At 45.4% G+C, this 17,098-nt stretch carries 9 protein-coding genes; 4 read left to right on the top strand and 5 right to left on the bottom strand.

Annotated features, from left to right (window positions below):
* Nucleotides 1-3: 3 nt before the first annotated feature.
* On the bottom strand, nt 4-1,254 hold the full coding sequence (locus CFT61_RS00920) for a cofactor-independent phosphoglycerate mutase (protein ID WP_089542618.1): 1,251 nt from the start codon (nt 1,252-1,254) through the stop codon (nt 4-6).
* A 33-nt stretch (nt 1,255-1,287) separates the two neighbouring features.
* Nucleotides 1,288-3,729, bottom strand: a complete 2,442-nt coding sequence (gene thrA, locus CFT61_RS00915) for a bifunctional aspartate kinase/homoserine dehydrogenase I (protein ID WP_089542617.1) — start codon at nt 3,727-3,729, stop codon at nt 1,288-1,290.
* 296 nt (nt 3,730-4,025) lie between these two features.
* Between thrA and yfcE the strand changes: the two genes are divergently transcribed.
* Together yfcE and CFT61_RS00905 are read left to right on the top strand one after the other, a co-directional pair.
* Entirely contained in the window at nt 4,026-4,571 is a 546-nt protein-coding gene (gene yfcE, locus CFT61_RS00910; protein ID WP_089542616.1) for a phosphodiesterase, read from the top strand.
* Between the two features lie 38 nt (nt 4,572-4,609).
* Nucleotides 4,610-6,193, top strand: a complete 1,584-nt coding sequence (locus tag CFT61_RS00905) for an NAD(P)/FAD-dependent oxidoreductase (RefSeq protein ID WP_089542615.1) — start codon at nt 4,610-4,612, stop codon at nt 6,191-6,193.
* A 110-nt stretch (nt 6,194-6,303) separates the two neighbouring features.
* Here CFT61_RS00905 and CFT61_RS00900 read toward each other — a convergent pair whose 3' ends face one another.
* The 3 genes from CFT61_RS00900 to CFT61_RS00890 form a co-directional block, all read right to left on the bottom strand.
* Nucleotides 6,304-8,907 (bottom strand): SLBB domain-containing protein, encoded by a 2,604-nt coding sequence (locus tag CFT61_RS00900; RefSeq protein WP_089542809.1) that lies wholly within the window; start codon nt 8,905-8,907, stop codon nt 6,304-6,306.
* Nucleotides 8,908-9,645: 738 nt separating this feature from the next.
* Nucleotides 9,646-13,224: a pyruvate:ferredoxin (flavodoxin) oxidoreductase gene (gene nifJ / locus CFT61_RS00895; RefSeq protein ID WP_089542614.1), complete on the bottom strand. Its 3,579-nt coding sequence runs from the start codon at nt 13,222-13,224 to the stop codon at nt 9,646-9,648.
* A 60-nt stretch (nt 13,225-13,284) separates the two neighbouring features.
* The gene (locus CFT61_RS00890; RefSeq protein ID WP_089542613.1) at nt 13,285-14,475 is read right to left on the bottom strand and encodes an ATP-binding protein; all 1,191 of its coding nucleotides are present in this window, start codon (nt 14,473-14,475) and stop codon (nt 13,285-13,287) included.
* Nucleotides 14,476-14,646: 171 nt separating this feature from the next.
* Between CFT61_RS00890 and CFT61_RS00885 the strand changes: the two genes are divergently transcribed.
* Both CFT61_RS00885 and CFT61_RS00880 read left to right on the top strand, forming a co-directional pair.
* On the top strand, nt 14,647-15,714 hold the full coding sequence (locus CFT61_RS00885) for a hypothetical protein (protein ID WP_089542612.1): 1,068 nt from the start codon (nt 14,647-14,649) through the stop codon (nt 15,712-15,714).
* 74 nt (nt 15,715-15,788) lie between these two features.
* A complete protein-coding gene (locus CFT61_RS00880; RefSeq protein WP_089542611.1) occupies nt 15,789-17,078 on the top strand; it encodes a serpin family protein in 1,290 nt (429 codons plus the stop codon).
* The last annotated feature ends 20 nt before the right edge of the window (nt 17,079-17,098 follow it).

Raw genomic sequence — 17,098 nt, 5'->3', positions numbered from 1 at the left:
TTTTTAATTGATTGCCATAAAGACTTTCATGAAGTCTTGCAGCTGGAGCAATCCATAGCTACCGCTTACGCAACTCACCTCATCGTATTCCTCTACCTGATCAGGTTCGATACCTGGATAGTAGATGAGGAAAGGAACTGGTTCCTTCACGTGAGTACGGACCTCCACTGGGGTAGGATGGTCTGGCAAAACCGAAATGCAGACAGGTTCTATCCATGTGTTCACCTCATCAACGATAGGTTTGATCAAGCGCTGGTCGAGATATTCGATAGTCTTGAGCTTTAATTCCAAATCACCATCATGACCTGCCTCATCACTTGCTTCCACATGGACATAGACAAAGTCGTCTCCATCCTTCAAAGCCTGGATAGCTGCTGCAGCCTTGCCTTCGTAATTCGTATCAGAAAGGCCTGTAGCGCCCTCTACGATGATGTTGCGAAGACCAGCATAATGACCGATACCACGAATCAGGTCAACGGCAGAGATCACAGAGCCCTTCTTGATTTGAGGATACATCTGCGAAAGAGTCAGCATGTGTGGACGGTAACCACCGCCCCAAGGCCAGATCAGGTTTGCCATACGCTCGCCACGCTTCTTGCGTTCTATATTGAAAGGATGATTTTCCAGGAGTTCCTTACTCTTGATAATCAACTCGTTCAGAAGAGCGGCTGTATCGCTGCATGAGATATGTCCCTCTTCTATTTCTGATTCCGGCAGGATAGGTTTTACGAGCAAATCATGCCAGTTCTCGTTAGGATGATCATGAGGTGGAGCACATTCTATGTGCTTGTTGCCATGATGCACCACGAGCAGATGGCGATACTGGATACCTGTTACGAATTCTACATCAGGATAGTCCTTTCCCAGGGTTTCATTGAGATACTTGATGAGTACATCAGCATCTTCTGTCTCCAGGTTACCACCATTGTGCGTAATGATCTTGCCATCCTGCACGTTGATGATGTTGCAGCGAAGCGCCAGGTCGGTTGGCTTCAACTCGTAGCCGATGCTGGCTGCCTCCAGTGGACCACGTCCTTCGTAAACCTCATTCTGGTCGTAACCCATGATAGAGCTGTTGGCTACCTCTGAACCAGGCAGAAAACCGTCGGGTACAGTAATGAGTCTTCCAGTCTTGCCTTTCTTGGCAAGCATATCCATATATGGTGTATGGGCGTATTGAAGCAAGGTCTTTCCACCCAGTCTTTCTACTGGGTGGTCGGCCATGCCATCGCCTAAAATAATAATATGCTTCATAATTGTTATCCTTTATTGATTGATACGGTGAAATTAAACGTTGGCAATACTCATGATGTTGGCAAAGACACCGGCTGCTGTTACGCTGGCACCGGCACCATATCCCTGAATCATCATAGGGTATTCCTTGTAGCGCTCTGTGGTGAGCAATACGATATTGTTGGAACCTTCCAGATTGTAGAATGGGTGCTCAGGACCTACAGCCTGCAGACCTACACTGGTCTTTCCCTTGTCAAGGGTGGCAACGAAGCGCCAGCGTTTGTGCTCCATATCCAGAGTCTTGCGCTTAGCCTCAAAGTCGGCATCGAGCTGTGGCAGTTTCTTCCAGAAGTCATCAATGCTACCCTTGAAGAAAGAGTTAGGTACAAAAAGATTCTTTTCTACATCTTCCTGTTCTACACGATATCCAGCCTCACGGGAGAGGATGACAAGCTTTCTGATGACATCCATGCCACTGAGGTCGATACGTGGATCTGGCTCACTGTAACCCTTCTCCTTTGCCAGTTTCACAGTCTCAGAGAATGGAACAACACTTGAAATGGCATTAAAGATAAAGTTGAGCGTTCCTGAGAGAACCGCCTCTATCTTAAGGATTTTATCTCCGGAATTTCGAAGGTCGTTGATGGTTCCGATGATAGGAAGACCTGCACCCACATTCGTTTCGAAGCGGAAGAATACACCACGCTGAATGGCAGTCTTCTTCAACTTCTCGTAGTTCTCATATTCGCTTGAAGCTGCTATCTTGTTGGCTGCAATCACACTTACGTTATGCTCCAGAAGACTCTGGTATAAGGCTGCAACATCCTTGCTTGCTGTACAATCTACGAATACGCTATTAAAGATATTCATGGCGAGGATGGTATCGCGAAGGAGTTCCGGTGTACTAGGCAAGGAATTCTTCAGTTCTGCCTGATAGTTCTCCAGGTCGAGTCCCTCACGATTGAAGATGGCGTTCTTGGAAGAAGCAATACCCACAACATTCAACTTCAACTTGCTGCGTTCCATCAAGTCTGCCGACTGCTTTTTGATCTGTTCAATCAATTTTCCGCCTACGGTACCTACACCACAGATAAAGAGGTTGAGAACCTTATATTCTGAAAGGAAGAAACTGTCGTGCAATACGTTGAGTGACTTTCTCAAGTAATCGCTCTTGACAACAAAAGAGATGTTGGTCTCAGAAGCACCCTGAGCACATGCAATGACAGAAATACCGCTTCTACCCAGTGTACCGAAGAGTTTACCGGCAATACCTGCAGCATGCTTCATGTTCTCACCCACGATGGCAATGGTAGCAAGTCCGGTTTCTGCATGCATAGGATACATGGCTCCATCTGCAATCTCATTGTGGAATTCGCGGTTCAATACGTTGATTGCTTCATCTACATCCTGCTCTCGTACACCGATAGATGTAGAGTTCTCTGAAGAAGCCTGTGAAACCATGAATACAGAGATACCCTCGTTAGCCAGAGCAGTAAAGATACGGCGGTTTACACCGATGACACCCACCATGGAAAGACCGGTTACAGTGATGAGCGCAGTACCATTGATAGAAGAGATACCCTTGATAGGTTTCTGGTCACTATCTATCTTATTCTTGATAATGGTACCAGGAGCATCTGGATTGAAGGTATTCTTTACCTTGATTGGGATATTGTTGACACAAACCGGGTAGATGGTTGGAGGGTAGATAACCTTTGCTCCGAAGTTGCAAAGCTCCATAGCCTCAATATAACTCAGTTCGTTGATCGTATAAGCTGATTTGATGACACGTGGATCGGCTGTCATGAATCCATCTACGTCAGTCCAGATTTCAAGGACTTCCGCATTCAATGCTGCTGCAATGATAGCTGCCGTATAGTCACTACCACCACGACCGAGGTTTGTGGTACGATCTGTATCTTTGTCACGGCTGATGAAACCCGGAACGAGAGAAATGCGAGGCAGGTCAGCGAAGGCATCCTTCACCAATTTGTTAGTCAACTCGCTGTCGAGGGTATGTTTCCCCTTGCCATTGAGGCGAGCTGTCTTGATGAAGTTACGTGAATCAAACCACTTGGCACCACGAATCAGTGTGGCAACAATCTTCGAGCTGAGTCTTTCTCCATAGCTCACGATAGCATCCTGGGTCTTCTCGCTGAGGTCGTGAATCAGATACACACCGAAGTAGATGCTCTTCAACTGTTCGAAGAGGGCATCAACTGATTTAAAAAGATTTTCTCTATCCGCTGTGTCGGTGATGATGGTATCTATCATCTTATGGTGGCGATCAACCATGGCATCGAATTCGACTCTCCATGATTCATCACCCTTGAGGGCAAGCTGAGAGGTTTGTAAGAGTTTGTCAGTGATACCGCCAAGTGCGCTCACGACAACCACTACACTCTGTTTCTTTGCCTCATTTTCAACGATACGTTTCAAGCTGAGGATGCTTTTTACGGAACCAACTGATGTTCCGCCGAATTTTAATACTTTCATACGTTATTGAATTTTGCGTTGGTATTGTAATGCTCCCCCCGAAACGACCGGGGCCGAAGCAGAACTTGTGGGCAAAAGTACTAAATATATAGCAAACTGCCAAAGAAAACTAAGAAAAAGTGGCATTTTGCAGGTATTTTTCATTCTTTTGTAGTTTTTTATAGCTTAAAATACTTTCTATACATTATTATATATGATAAAAGCGTTAAATCTTCTCGAAAAGTTTGGAGGTTTCGGATAATTTGCGTACTTTTGCGGATGTTAAATTGAAACAGAAACAGATATAGATAAGCACAATGAAGTATTTATTATTCTCAGATATTCACGGCTGCTTGCCAGCCTTGGAAAAAGTTCTCGATTTCTTTGAGAAGGAAAAGTGTGATATGATGTGTATCATGGGTGACATCATCAACTATGGTCCGCGTAATAGAATCCCAGAAGGTATTGATCCTAAAGGGATTGTGGAACGACTGAATGCCCTGGCTGACAAGATAGTTGCTGTCAGAGGCAACTGTGATGCAGAAGTAGATCAGATGCTCCTCGACTTCCCAATTATGGAAACCTATGCGCTGCTGGTAGATAATGGTAAGCGCTATCTCTTGACCCATGGACATATTTACAATAAGGATAATATGCCAAAGGGTCCTTACGATGCAATGATTTATGGCCATTCGCATCTTTGGGAACTGTCTCACAATGACGAAGGAAAAGCTATTGTCAACACGGGTAGCATCACCTTCCCTAAGGGTGGTAATGTGCCAACGTTTGCTACTTTAGAGAATGGTAAATTTACAATGTATCAATTGGATACATTTGATGTGTTGGCAACAATGACACTTTAGAAATCAAAGTTCAAATATCAAAGTTCAAAATTAAAACTATGATTCAGGAATATCAGATTAGAATTCTGCCAGAGCAGGCAGCCAATGAAGAGGGTATCAAGCGCTATCTGGCTAAAGAAAAAGGATTGGATGCAAGAACCTTGAATAAGGTGCGTGTACTGAAACGCAGTATTGATGCCCGCCAACGTACCATTTTCGTGAATCTGAAGGTACGTGCCTATATCAATGAAATGCCTCAGGATGATCAGTATGTCCATACGGAATATCCTGATGTAAGTTCGCGTCCGAGAGTCATTGTGGTAGGAGAGGGCCCCGGCGGTCTCTTTGCTTCCTTACGTTTGATAGAGCTGGGATATCGCCCTGTTGTCCTGGAGCGCGGCAAGGACGTGCGTGAGCGTAAAAAGGACCTTTCCAACATCACCAAGACTCAGAAGGTGGATAGTGAGAGTAACTATTGCTTTGGTGAAGGTGGTGCAGGAGCGTATAGCGACGGCAAGCTTTATACCCGAAGCAAGAAGCGTGGTAGCGTGGATAAGATTCTGAATGTTTTCTGCCAGCATGGTGCCAATACGAACATCCTTGCAGATGCCCATCCTCATATCGGTACAGATAAGTTGCCTCGCGTGATAGAGAATATGCGCAATACGATTATCAATAGTGGCGGTGAGGTGCATTTTCAGACCAAGATGACTCGTTTTATCCTGGAAGGTGACCGTGTGATTGGGGTTGAAGCTGTTAACCTGGCAACAGGTGCAGAGGAGAATTATCGTGGACCGGTGATTCTTGCAACAGGTCATAGTGCCCGGGATGTCTATCGCTATCTGGCTTCTTCGAAGATTGAAATCGAAGCCAAGGGTATTGCCGTCGGTGTTCGACTGGAGCATCCTTCCCAGCTCATTGACCAGATACAGTACCACAACAGGAACGGCAGAGGAAAGTATCTTCCTGCAGCCGAGTATAGTTTTGTAACTCAGGTAGATGGTCATGGTGTATATAGTTTCTGTATGTGCCCTGGCGGTTTTGTGATTCCTGCAGCTACTGGTCCGGAGCAGCTGGTGGTGAATGGTATGAGTCCTAGCAACCGTGGTACTGCCTGGAGTAATTCCGGTATGGTGGTAGAGACACATCCTGAAGATGTTGTACAGTCGGAAGAGGAATTGAAGGATCCTCTGGCTATGATGCATTTCCAGGAAAGGGTAGAGAAGCAGTGCTGGCAGCAGGCGAATATGAAGCAGACTGCTCCGGCTCAGCGTATGGCTGATTTTGTAAACAACCGTTTGAGCTATGATTTGCCAAAAAGCAGTTATGCTCCTGGTTTGATCAGCAGTCCGCTTCATTTCTGGATGCCATCTTTTGTTTCCAAGCGCCTGCAGGAAGGCTTTAAGACTTTTGGAAAGAATGCGCATGGTTTTCTCACCAATGAGGCAACTCTGATTGCGATGGAGACCCGCACCTCTTCACCAGTCCGCATCGTACGTGACAGAGAAACCTTGATGCATGTCCGTATCCAAGGTCTCTTCCCATGTGGTGAGGGTGCCGGATATGCAGGTGGCATTGTTTCAGCAGGTGTGGATGGCGAAAGATGTGCAGAAATGTGTGCAGAGTATCTGAAGCAACAATAAAATGTCCATATAATAATCAAAGAACAAGGAAAAAGTATAAAAAGTATAAGAAAAAAGCAGGTAACGGAAGATCGTTACCTGCTTTTTTGTTCTTTGGATTTTCATTATCATTATTTGCTGAGATTGGCAATTGTTGCAATCATGGCAGCGATGCTGGAAAGACTACTGCCCATGCTCATGGTTTCAGCCACTGTCATCTTGCGTTTCATCTTGGATGGAACAACAATCTCGCAACCAGGTTGAGCCTTGGCTCCATGCCCAACCTTAGCCACCTTACCATTCATATAGATAATATAAGCCTTGCTCTTGTTGGCATCAGATGCAAATCCACCCGCCTCATCTATGTAGCTGGCAATGCTCTTGCCCTTTTCATAGGCTACCGTATTGGCGTACATCACAGAACCGTTGATTTTCACGGTTCCATTGTATTGTGGAACAATCAGCCTGTCACCCTCACGCAAAATCATATCTGCATCACTGCCCGGATGCTTGAGCGCTTCGGCTAAGTCGATGCCTACAGGATATTCTTCTGGAACGCTGAACTTCAACAGATCAGCATTCTGCGCATCTTTTGCAGTCTGGGTAATGGCACTGGCATTATTACTGCTTGCAGCCAACTGCAGAAGATTTTTCTGCTGTTGTTCTCTCTGCATTTTCAGGACTGCCTCCATGCGTGTTTTTTCAGCTTCATTTGCCTTACGCATCAGACGGGCGCCTTTGATATATGCCTGGTCTGTGCTTCCTCCAGCCTTCTTGAAGAGATCGCTTAATCTGGCATTGCGGCGATCAAGGGTATAGGTGCCTCCAAACATCACTTCACCTTCAATCATCACGTTCTGCTGTTCCGTATAGGCTGGGCTCTTGCGGATGCTCACTTCATCGAAAGGCATCAGCTTGAATCCTGGTGTGCCATCCACCACGAAACCATCTTTCAGGGCGAGCGTGTAGGTCTTGGCTATAATGCTGTCTGGTTTTGTGGCTTTAGCGTCATTTACTCTTCGGCTTACCAGAACATTAATCGTTGAAGCCTTGTCGGTCAGTCCACCAGCCTGCAGCACGAAATCCTCAATCGTTTCATTTTCTGCATATTGATAGATTCCCGGATATTGTACTTCTCCGCGGATGGTGAGCGTTCTCTCTGAAATCTTTTCTTGTCTTGTCGGAATGAAAAGGACATCATTTTCCCTGAGTGGAATGTCAGCCACAGTACCATTCATCACGCCTGCAATATCTACAGCTATTACTTCCAGCGATCTGTCCGATTTCATTCGATGCATGACGGCACGTGCCGTAAAGGCATCCTCTGTCAATCCCTCTGCGTGTTCTACCAATGTGCGGACACTGTTGATCTGATCTCCTAGATTGTACATACCTGGTCGGAAGACGGCTCCCTTGATTTCTACGGTGTTGCTGTAGCGGGGGAGAATGGAATCTACGCTTACAGAATCGCCGTCGTCGATATGGAAACTGGAGAAATCGAATTCCTCTACGTTATATACTGAATAGTCTCTGCCAGTCTTGCGATGGATGCGAACTGATTTCTTGTAAGCATCTCCTGTGAATCCGCCAGCATATTTAAGAAGAGAGTTCACGCTCTCGTTTTTCTTCATTTCATAAATTATCGGGCGCTTTACCTTTCCGGTAATCGTAACCAGACAGTCGTAGGCTCCCACAACGATGACATCATTATCTGCCAGGCGTACATTGCCGGTCAGTTTGCCATTGAGAATGTAATCATAGATATCTACCACGGTAACCAGTTTGTTATGGCGATAAACCTTGATGTTTCGCAATGTACCCAAGTCGTTGGTGCCTCCTGCCATATAGAGTGCGTGGAAAACGGTGGCAAAGGCAGATAGGGTATAGGTGCCTGGAGTTTTTACTTCGCCCATCACATTGACCATAATGGTCTTGGTTTGTCCTACAGTGAGTTTTATCTTGCTCGAACGGTATCTGCTACCCAGTGTATTGCGAAGTCGGGCATTTGCCTGAGCTACGGTCAAACCAGCCACCGATACAGGTCCAAAGCCTTCGATGGTAACTTCGCCATCAGGAGAAACGGTGCTTTCTATGGTTTTCTGGGATGCGCCATAGATGTCAATGATAACCGCATCTCCAGGACCTAAGCGATAGTTCTGTGGAGTGGCAATATTCATATTTGGCTCGAAACTCAACTCCTTATTATTGAAGATGTCTCTTCCGAAAACCTTCTTGATTTTCGCTTCCCGTTCAGCAAGGAGACGTTTAATCATCATCGCAGTATCTGGGATGATACCATCCATCTCGTTTTGGAAATCCATATACTCCTCGTCATTCTCATCGAAAGTATGTTTATACTGATCATCCTTCTGTGCAGTGATGCGATAGTTGCTGTAGTTCTTCGATTCTTCGCTGATTCCCTTACCATAATCTTCACGGTGTTTACCATTGTTGGTACGAAGACGAGAGGTTTCCTTCCCTTGCAGTTGGGCGGAAGTACCAGTAACCCCACCTTGCTTCAACTGGCGCTGATACTTGTCTCTTACCCGTCGAATCTGAGAGATATCTACACCCTGCTGCATCAGTTTGGTAACAATCTGGGCATTTGATGACCCCCTTTCATGCTCTCTCACTACCAGACTCATCACTTGATCATCGGTCATGGTGGAAGTCTGTGCGAAGGCTGAACCTGCTGCCGTAACAAGCAGAAGGAAGAGGATGAACTGTTTCCTCATTTTATTTATCTTCATCTTCATGATTTTCCTATTCATTTATGATCCTATAACTAGCTATTTATTATATAATAACTCATTTTTACGAAATTTGTTGCAAAGATACGAAAAAAAAAGTAATATACAATGAAAATAACTGGGAATAACCATGACCGGTTCTGGGTCTTCATAGATGACCGGCGTCTGCCATCATTTAAGCCCCGCCCTGGTCTTCATAGATGACCGGTTTTCGGCACAATAGGCTGTTCCTTCGATTGCTGGTGCAAAGGTACGAAGATTTTCGGCATCTACCAAATTTTTGCATGTGATAAGGAGTGATTTTCAGCAAAACACTTACGATTTGAAACTTCGTTAAAAAACGGACTCTATTTCTTATGGGGCGCATCTCTATGTTTTTGCGGTATCGAAAACTATGTTTTGCGATATAAATCAGCATATTACGAAGTAATACCCGATTATAGGGGAACGTATTCAGTATTCAGTATTCAGTTTTTTTCGCTCTTGTTACCACCCTCTGTATAGATAGTATATTATATATATATATAATATAAAATAATTACTTATAATTTATAACCATAGAAAGGGTAACTATCGCGAAAAAACTGAATACTGAATACTGAACACCCTCTTAGATACCTCGCACGCTAGGTATCATGGCAGCATCAGGGGAAGATAGAAAAAGCCTTGGTTGCCAAAATAGCAACCAAGGCCCATTATGTTAGAATCTAAAATCTTCTTTGATTAGATCTGCTCGCTCCAGTCCTCCTGGCTCTTACGAACGTAAGTCTGGTAACGGAGCTTAGCCATCTTCTCTGCCTGAGAGAAGAGCTCATCAGCCTCCTTAGGGAATGCCTTCTGTACAGAGAGGTAACGAACCTCACCGAGCAGGAAGTCGCGGAAGTTCTCCCAGTTTGGAGCCTTTGAGTCGAGTGTGAATGGGTTCTTACCCTCATCAGCCAACAGTGGGTTGTAACGCCACAAGTGCCAGTAACCACACTCAACAGCCAACTCTTCCTCGTGCTGTGAACGACCCATACCGCCCTTACGCTTCAAACCGTGGTTGATACATGGTGCGTAAGCGATGATGAGTGATGGACCTGGATAAGCCTCAGCCTCGCGGATAGCCTTCAATGTCTGAGCATTGTCAGCACCCATAGCTACCTGAGCAACGTAGATGTAACCGTATGTAGTCTGCATCAAACCGAGATCCTTCTTACGGATACGCTTACCCTGAGCAGCGAACTGTGCGATAGCACCGAGAGGTGTTGACTTAGAAGACTGACCACCAGTGTTAGAGTAAACCTCAGTATCGAGTACCAGGATGTTAACATCCTCACCAGAAGCCAATACGTGGTCGAGACCACCGTAACCGATATCATAAGAAGCACCGTCACCACCGATGATCCACTGTGAACGCTTAACGAGGTAGTGATCCAAAGTCTTGAGCTCCTTGCAGATAGGGCAACCCTTCTCAGCGCCGGCAGCGATGAGAGGCTTCAACTCTGCAGCAGCCTCCTTAGAACCCTCAGAATCGTTCATGTTAGCCATCCACTTGTCAGCAGCAGCTACGAACTCAGCAGGAACATGCTCCTGAGCCTTAGCCTCCTCGAGCAAGTGAGCGATGCGCTCCTTCATCTTCTTGTTACCCATTACCATACCGAGACCGAACTCGCAGAAGTCCTCGAACAATGAGTTGTCGAATGCAGGACCCTGACCCTTAGCGTTCTTTGTATATGGAGTAGATGGGATAGAAGCTGAGTAGATAGAAGAACAACCAGTAGCGTTAGCAATCATCTGACGATCACCGAAGAGCTGAGAAATCAACTTAACGTATGGAGTCTCACCACAACCAGAGCAAGCACCAGAGAACTCGAACAATGGCTGAGCGAACTGAGAGTTCTTAGGGCTCTGCTTGATGTCAACGAGATCCTGCTTAGAAGCTACGTTGTGTACGAGGTACTCCCAGTTAGCTGCTTCCTTGACCATATCCTCTGCGTCAACGTTGAATGGAACCATTGTCAACGCCTTCTCACCCTTCTTACCTGGGCAGACGTCAGCACAGTTACCACAACCCAGACAGTCGAGTACTGAAGTCTCGATGCGGAAGTGCATTCCAGCCAAAGCCTTAGGTGCCTTTACATCCTGAGTCTCGAGACCCTCGATGCCTGCGAGCTCCTCATCGGTCAATACGAATGGACGGATAGCTGCGTGAGGACAAACGAATGAACACTTGTTACACTGGATACAGTTCTCAACGTTCCATACTGGTACGAATGCCTCAACACCACGCTTCTCGAATGCTGCTGTACCATTCTGCCATGTACCGTCAACTGTGTTGTGCTTAACGAAGTCAGAAACCTTCAAGAGGTCACCTGCCTGGCCGTTGATAGGACGAACGAGCTCCTTAACGAATGCTGGAGCGTTATCCTCCTTAGCCTCATCGTCAGCGAGGTTTGCCCAAGCTGGATCTACTGTCAACTGCTTGTACTCACCACCACGGTCAACAGCGCCGAAGTTCTTGTCAACAACGTCCTGACCCTTCTTAGAGTAAGACTTAACGATGAATGCCTTCATCTGCTCTACAGCGAGATCCAAAGGAATAACCTTTGTGATACGGAAGAATGCAGACTGGAGGATGGTGTTGGTACGGTTGCCGAGACCAATCTCCTGAGCAATCTTAGTTGCGTTGATATAGTAAACTGTGATGTTGTTCTGAGCGAAGTAACGCTTTACCTTGTTAGGGATGAAGTTAACCAACTCCTCACCGTCGAAGATAGTGTTCAACAGGAAGAAACCGTTCTTACGCAAACCACGTGTTACATCGTACATGTGGAGATAAGCCTGTACGTGGCAAGCTACGAAGTTAGGAGTATTTACCTGATAAGCACTGTGGATAGGGCTGTCGCCGAAACGCAAGTGAGAGCAGGTGAAACCACCAGACTTCTTAGAGTCGTAAGAGAAGTATGCCTGGCAATACTTGTTGGTATTGTTACCGATAATCTGAACTGAGTTCTTGTTAGCACCAACAGTACCATCAGCACCCAAACCGTAGAACTTAGCCTCGAACAAATCGTCACCACCCATTGGAATTTCCTCCTCTTCTGGGAGAGAAGTGAATGTAACGTCATCAACGATACCTACAGTGAAGTGGTTCTTTGGCTGTGGCAACTCGAGGTTCTTGAATACTGCAACGATCTTAGCTGGAGTTGTATCAGAAGAACCGAGACCGTAGCGACCGCCAACGATCAATGGCTTGCGCTCGTCATCGTAGAGAGCTGACTTAACGTCGAGGTACAATGGCTCACCCTCTGCACCTGGCTCCTTAGTACGGTCGAGAACAGCGATACGCTTAACAGTAGCTGGGATAGTCTTCTTCAAGAAGTCAACAGAGAATGGACGGAACAGGTGAACTGCAACCATACCAACCTTCTTGCCCTGCTTGTTCAAGTAGTCGATAGCCTCACGAGCTGGCTCTGTAGCAGAACCCATCAAGATGATGATGTTCTCAGCATCCTCAGCACCATAGTAGTTGAAGAGGTGGTACTCACGACCAGTGATCTTAGTCATCTCCTGGCAGTACTTCTCTACTACCTCAGGGATTGCATCGTAGTAAGGGTTGCAAGCCTCACGGTGTGTGAAGAATGTCTCTGGGTTCTCAGCGGTACCGCGAGTAACAGGACGCTCAGGAGTCAAAGCACGGTTACGGAAGTCCTCGATGAACTCTTCCTTAACCAATGGACGGATGTCTTCCATATCCATCTCCTCGATCTTGTGGTACTCGTGAGAAGTACGGAAACCGTCGAAGAAGTTAATGAAAGGAACCTTTGTCTCCAATGTAGCCAAGTGAGGAACTGCAGAGAGGTCCATAACCTCCTGAACAGAACCTGAGCAGAACATAGCGAAGCCAGTCTGGCGGCAAGCCATTACGTCCTGGTGGTCACCGAAGATACAAAGTGAGTGAGAAGCCAATGTACGAGCTGATACGTTGAACACGCAAGGGAGCAACTCACCAGCAATCTTGTACATATTAGGAATCATCAACAACAAACCCTGAGAAGCAGTGTAAGTTGAAGTCAAGGCACCAGCCTGGAGAGAACCGTGAACTGCACCAGCAGCACCAGCCTCAGACTCCATTTCCTGGATAGAAACTCGCTGACCGAAAAGGTTCTTACGACCTTTGGCAGCCCATTCATCTACATGCTCCGCCATTGGTGATGATGGAGTAATAGGGTAGATAGCAGCAACCTCTGTAAACATGTAGCTTACGTGTGCGGCAGCTGTGTTACCATCACAAGTGATAAATTTTTTCTCTTTAGCCATTTTACTTTTAGATAAAATATTAAAAATGTTTTGTATTTAATTCTTCTTTTCGAAATTTCGTTAATACAGGAATCCCAAGAGCCATAACGGAATCTTGTTGTCCTTGCCCACCTCCGTATTGTAACGGGCATAGATGGTATCTGGATTACTACGCATCTTGTTGGGAGTTTGTGCATCACAGATTCTGAATTTCCTGTTGCCATCCACTGTATAATAGTGGTCTTTACCGCCCTGATGAACTTTGTGGTCTTTCCAAAGTGAATTGACGAAGAATGTTTCCATCACTTCCTGCTTGTCAATCTGTATAGGATAGATAGCGTACATCAAGTTAGTATTATGCATCATCACCTTAGATGGTTTCTTCGGAAAATCCTGCCCCTCTGGATAGATCATGTTGATGAGTCTGGAATCAGCCAGATACTTAATGTAGTTCATCACGGTTGCCCTACTTGTATTGATGCTTTCGGCCAGCTGGCTCACGTTGGGAGCCTTGGCGCCTTCGACAGCCAACTCGTAGAACAGGCGTTTTATTTTTGGCAGATACTTCAGCTCTATCTGCTTGATGAGGAGGATGTCAACCTCGGTCATCATGTTCATTGTCTTTAGTAGATTCTCTGTGAAGTTACGCTGTTCCAAGAAGAATGGGTAGAAGCCATGATGCAGATAATCATTGAAGTATTTCATCGGACTCACCTTGGGAAGGATCTGCTTGATGATGTGTTCATGATTGCGGAGAATATCTTCGAGCTCGTATGGCTGGAAATCGTTGCCCGTCTTCAGATTGATATATTCTCTGAATGAGAAGCCACGGAGATTGTAACTCTTCACGATGCCATTGAGTTCTGGATTCTCTTCCTTCAAGCGCATTACGCTGGAACCGGTAAACACAATTTTCAACTCAGGATACAAATCGTAGCATTTGCGGAGTTCTTTGCTCCAGTCCTGCTGTTTGAACACCTGGTCTATCAGAAGTGTTCGTCCACCTTGATTCACAAAGTCACCTGCAAAATCGGCAATACCTCTGCTCTGGAAATAGAAGTTGTTCATGTTCACATACAAGCACTTGCGATCGTATGGTCCAAAGTGTTCCTTGGCATACTGGAGGAGAAAGGTAGATTTACCTACGCCTCTAGTGCCTTTGATGCCAATCATACGGTCGTTCCAGTCAATCTCATCCATCAAGGTTCGTCTGACTGGAGCATCTATATGCTCAACTAGATATGTATGTGTTCTGAAGAATGCTTCTTCCATGCGTTTAATATTGATTCATATTTGTTTTTTACGATGCAAAGGTAATAATATATTTTAAATTTGCAAACTCTAGATAGCAAAAACTAACATTTTTTTCATTATTTAGCACTTTTCTAAGTAAAACTTACCTTCTTTTGCCGTTTTTATCTCAATAATTTGTATCTTTGCAGTATGAAACTACATATCTTCAATCCAGAACACGATTTGGCATTGGCCGCTCATTTGCGACAGTTTACCGCGCCTCATGCAGGAAGACAGTTGCGAAGCGACCTTGCATTTATTCCTGCCTTGTGGGCAGATCAGGGTGACTTGGTGCTTGTTGACGACATCGACAATGCACGCGACAAGGTGCGCCATTTGGGTGAGCATCTGTTGGAAAAAGTTGAGTTTATAACCAAACTGCAGCTTGAACATCTGCTTAAGACGGAGTTTATAGACTGCGTGCATCCTTGGGGATGGGACTTGAGTCTGAAAGGCGAGCTGGAACGTATCGGTTTGCCGGAAATCATGCTGCCTACTGATGAGGTATTAGATAAGGTACGCGCGATAAGCAGCCGCCAATGGGCCGCTGAACATTTGCAGCAGGATGTAGTATATGCAGATAACTTTGCTCTGGTTAAGGAATGCGTAATGAAGTGGGGCAAGGCTGTTGTCAAGGCTCCTTGGAGCAGCAGTGGTAGAGGCGTGAAATATGTTTCTGCCGATGAGTTCCGGACAAATGGTGAATATCCGGCTTTCCAACGCTGGGTAAGCAACATCATCTTCAGACAGGGTGGCGTTACCGTAGAGCCATATTATAATAAGGTGAAAGATTTCGGTATGGAATTCGAGATGCGTGACGGCAAGGTTCACTATCTGGGACTCTCGCTCTTCGATACTGTCAAAAATGCCTATACTGGCAACTTGCTCTGCTCTGAAGAAGAGAAGATTGATATAATGAAGAAATACATCAGTGAAGATGCGCTTTTCTCTGCAAGACAGAAGATTATAGATATAGTTGAACCTGCGTTAAAGGAAAACTATAATGGTCCGTTTGGAGTAGATATGATGATTGCTGCAAAGGATGGCCAGTTAGAGCTTGTATCTTGTATCGAATTGAATCTTCGCAGAACGATGGGGCATGTGGCTCTTGAGTTAGCCAAGATAACCAAACCTCAGAGTCTGATGCGTGTTGACTTTGATGGTAACAGATATCATTTGCGTGTGTTGCCAGGTAAGGAGGCAGTTAACGAGTCTTAAATTTTAGCCTTCCGATGCAAGGAATCGCAGCAACTTGCATTTCATAGACAGATTATCAACAAAATTAAAAGATTATGAAAAAGAGAAATGACAGTAAGATAACTATGGCAGCCCTGATGATGATGGCTGCAATGGCTATGACTTCTTGTGCTAGCAGCAAGAAAATAAACGGTGATTCCAATGCAAGCAAGGACAGCGAAATGGGTAAGAATGAAGAGGATTTGGATAATAGCTATCTCGTTCTTTCTGACGCTCAGCAGGATATAGTGAAGAAAAACAATGCATTTGCGCTTCGCCTCTTCAATAAGGTTACAGATATGGAGTCTAAGGTGATTTCACCTATGAGCGTGTCTTATCTGATGGGAATGCTGGCAAATGGTGCGGATGGAATCACGCAGCAGGAGATATTGAAAGCTATCGGTTGCGAAGGAATTTCTGTCAACGATCTGAATGAGCTTTATAAGGCTATGCTTCTTAATGCCAGTCATCAAGACAAGCAGACAACTGTTAATATTGCCAATTATATCGCAGTAAACAAGAACTTCAAGCTGAACAAGGATTTCTCCCAGCAGGTAAGTGATAACTATCAGGCAGGTATCGAAAGTCTGGATTTCACCTCTTCCAAGTCAACAGACCGCATCAATGGCTGGTGTAAGGAAAAGACCAACGGCATGATTCCCCGTATTATTGATCAGGTTTCAGCCGATGCAGTATCGTATTTGATGAATGCCATCTATTTCAAGGGAACATGGCAGAACAAGTTCAATGCCAAGGACACTAAGCTGGAGAACTTCCGTGGCTATACACGTGATATCCAGAAAGTAGAAATGATGCATCAGGTAAAGAAGCTCTTCTATGCTGAGAACAAGGATTTCAAGGCTGTAGATCTTCCTTATGGCAATGGCAGCTATCGCATGCTGGTACTTCTGCCAAATGAGGGCAAGAATATCCAGGAAATGATGAAAGGATTGGATGAAGAGAAGCTGAATCAGATTTCGCAGAATATGGAAAACTGTATGGTGAATCTCAAGTTGCCTAAATTTACCATCGAGCAGGAACTGCCTCTGAATGCGATCATCAGTGATTTGGGTGCTCCTTCTATGTTTGTGGCAGGCAAAGCGAACTTCAGTCATTTTGCTGACGGCAATTTCTCTGTAAGCAAGATGCTCCAGAAGGCAAAGATAGAGGTGAATGAGCAGGGAACAAAGGCTGCTGCTGTAACAGCTGCCGTGATGCTGACTGCCATGGCACCTGAGGAGACAAGAAATGTGGAGTTCATCGCTGACCGTCCATTCGTGTATATGATTCAGGACAGCCAGAGTGGCGGTATCCTTTTTATGGGACAATATTGCGGAACGCACTAATTCAAGAATAACCAAATAAA

Source organism: Segatella copri (assembly GCF_002224675.1).
GTDB lineage: Bacteria > Bacteroidota > Bacteroidia > Bacteroidales > Bacteroidaceae > Prevotella > Prevotella copri_U.
The sequence above is the reverse complement of the archived record's forward strand: the minus strand, read 5'-3'. Positions and strand labels throughout refer to the sequence as shown.

Coding starts and splice junctions, on each gene's coding strand:
- CFT61_RS00920 (WP_089542618.1), bottom strand. CDS start 1,254: ATGAAGCATATTATTATTTTAGGCGATGGCATGGCCGACCACCCAGTA.
- thrA (WP_089542617.1), bottom strand. CDS start 3,729: ATGAAAGTATTAAAATTCGGCGGAACATCAGTTGGTTCCGTAAAAAGC.
- yfcE (WP_089542616.1), top strand. CDS start 4,026: ATGAAGTATTTATTATTCTCAGATATTCACGGCTGCTTGCCAGCCTTG.
- CFT61_RS00905 (WP_089542615.1), top strand. CDS start 4,610: ATGATTCAGGAATATCAGATTAGAATTCTGCCAGAGCAGGCAGCCAAT.
- CFT61_RS00900 (WP_089542809.1), bottom strand. CDS start 8,907: ATGAGGAAACAGTTCATCCTCTTCCTTCTGCTTGTTACGGCAGCAGGT.
- nifJ (WP_089542614.1), bottom strand. CDS start 13,224: ATGGCTAAAGAGAAAAAATTTATCACTTGTGATGGTAACACAGCTGCC.
- CFT61_RS00890 (WP_089542613.1), bottom strand. CDS start 14,475: ATGGAAGAAGCATTCTTCAGAACACATACATATCTAGTTGAGCATATA.
- CFT61_RS00885 (WP_089542612.1), top strand. CDS start 14,647: ATGAAACTACATATCTTCAATCCAGAACACGATTTGGCATTGGCCGCT.
- CFT61_RS00880 (WP_089542611.1), top strand. CDS start 15,789: ATGAAAAAGAGAAATGACAGTAAGATAACTATGGCAGCCCTGATGATG.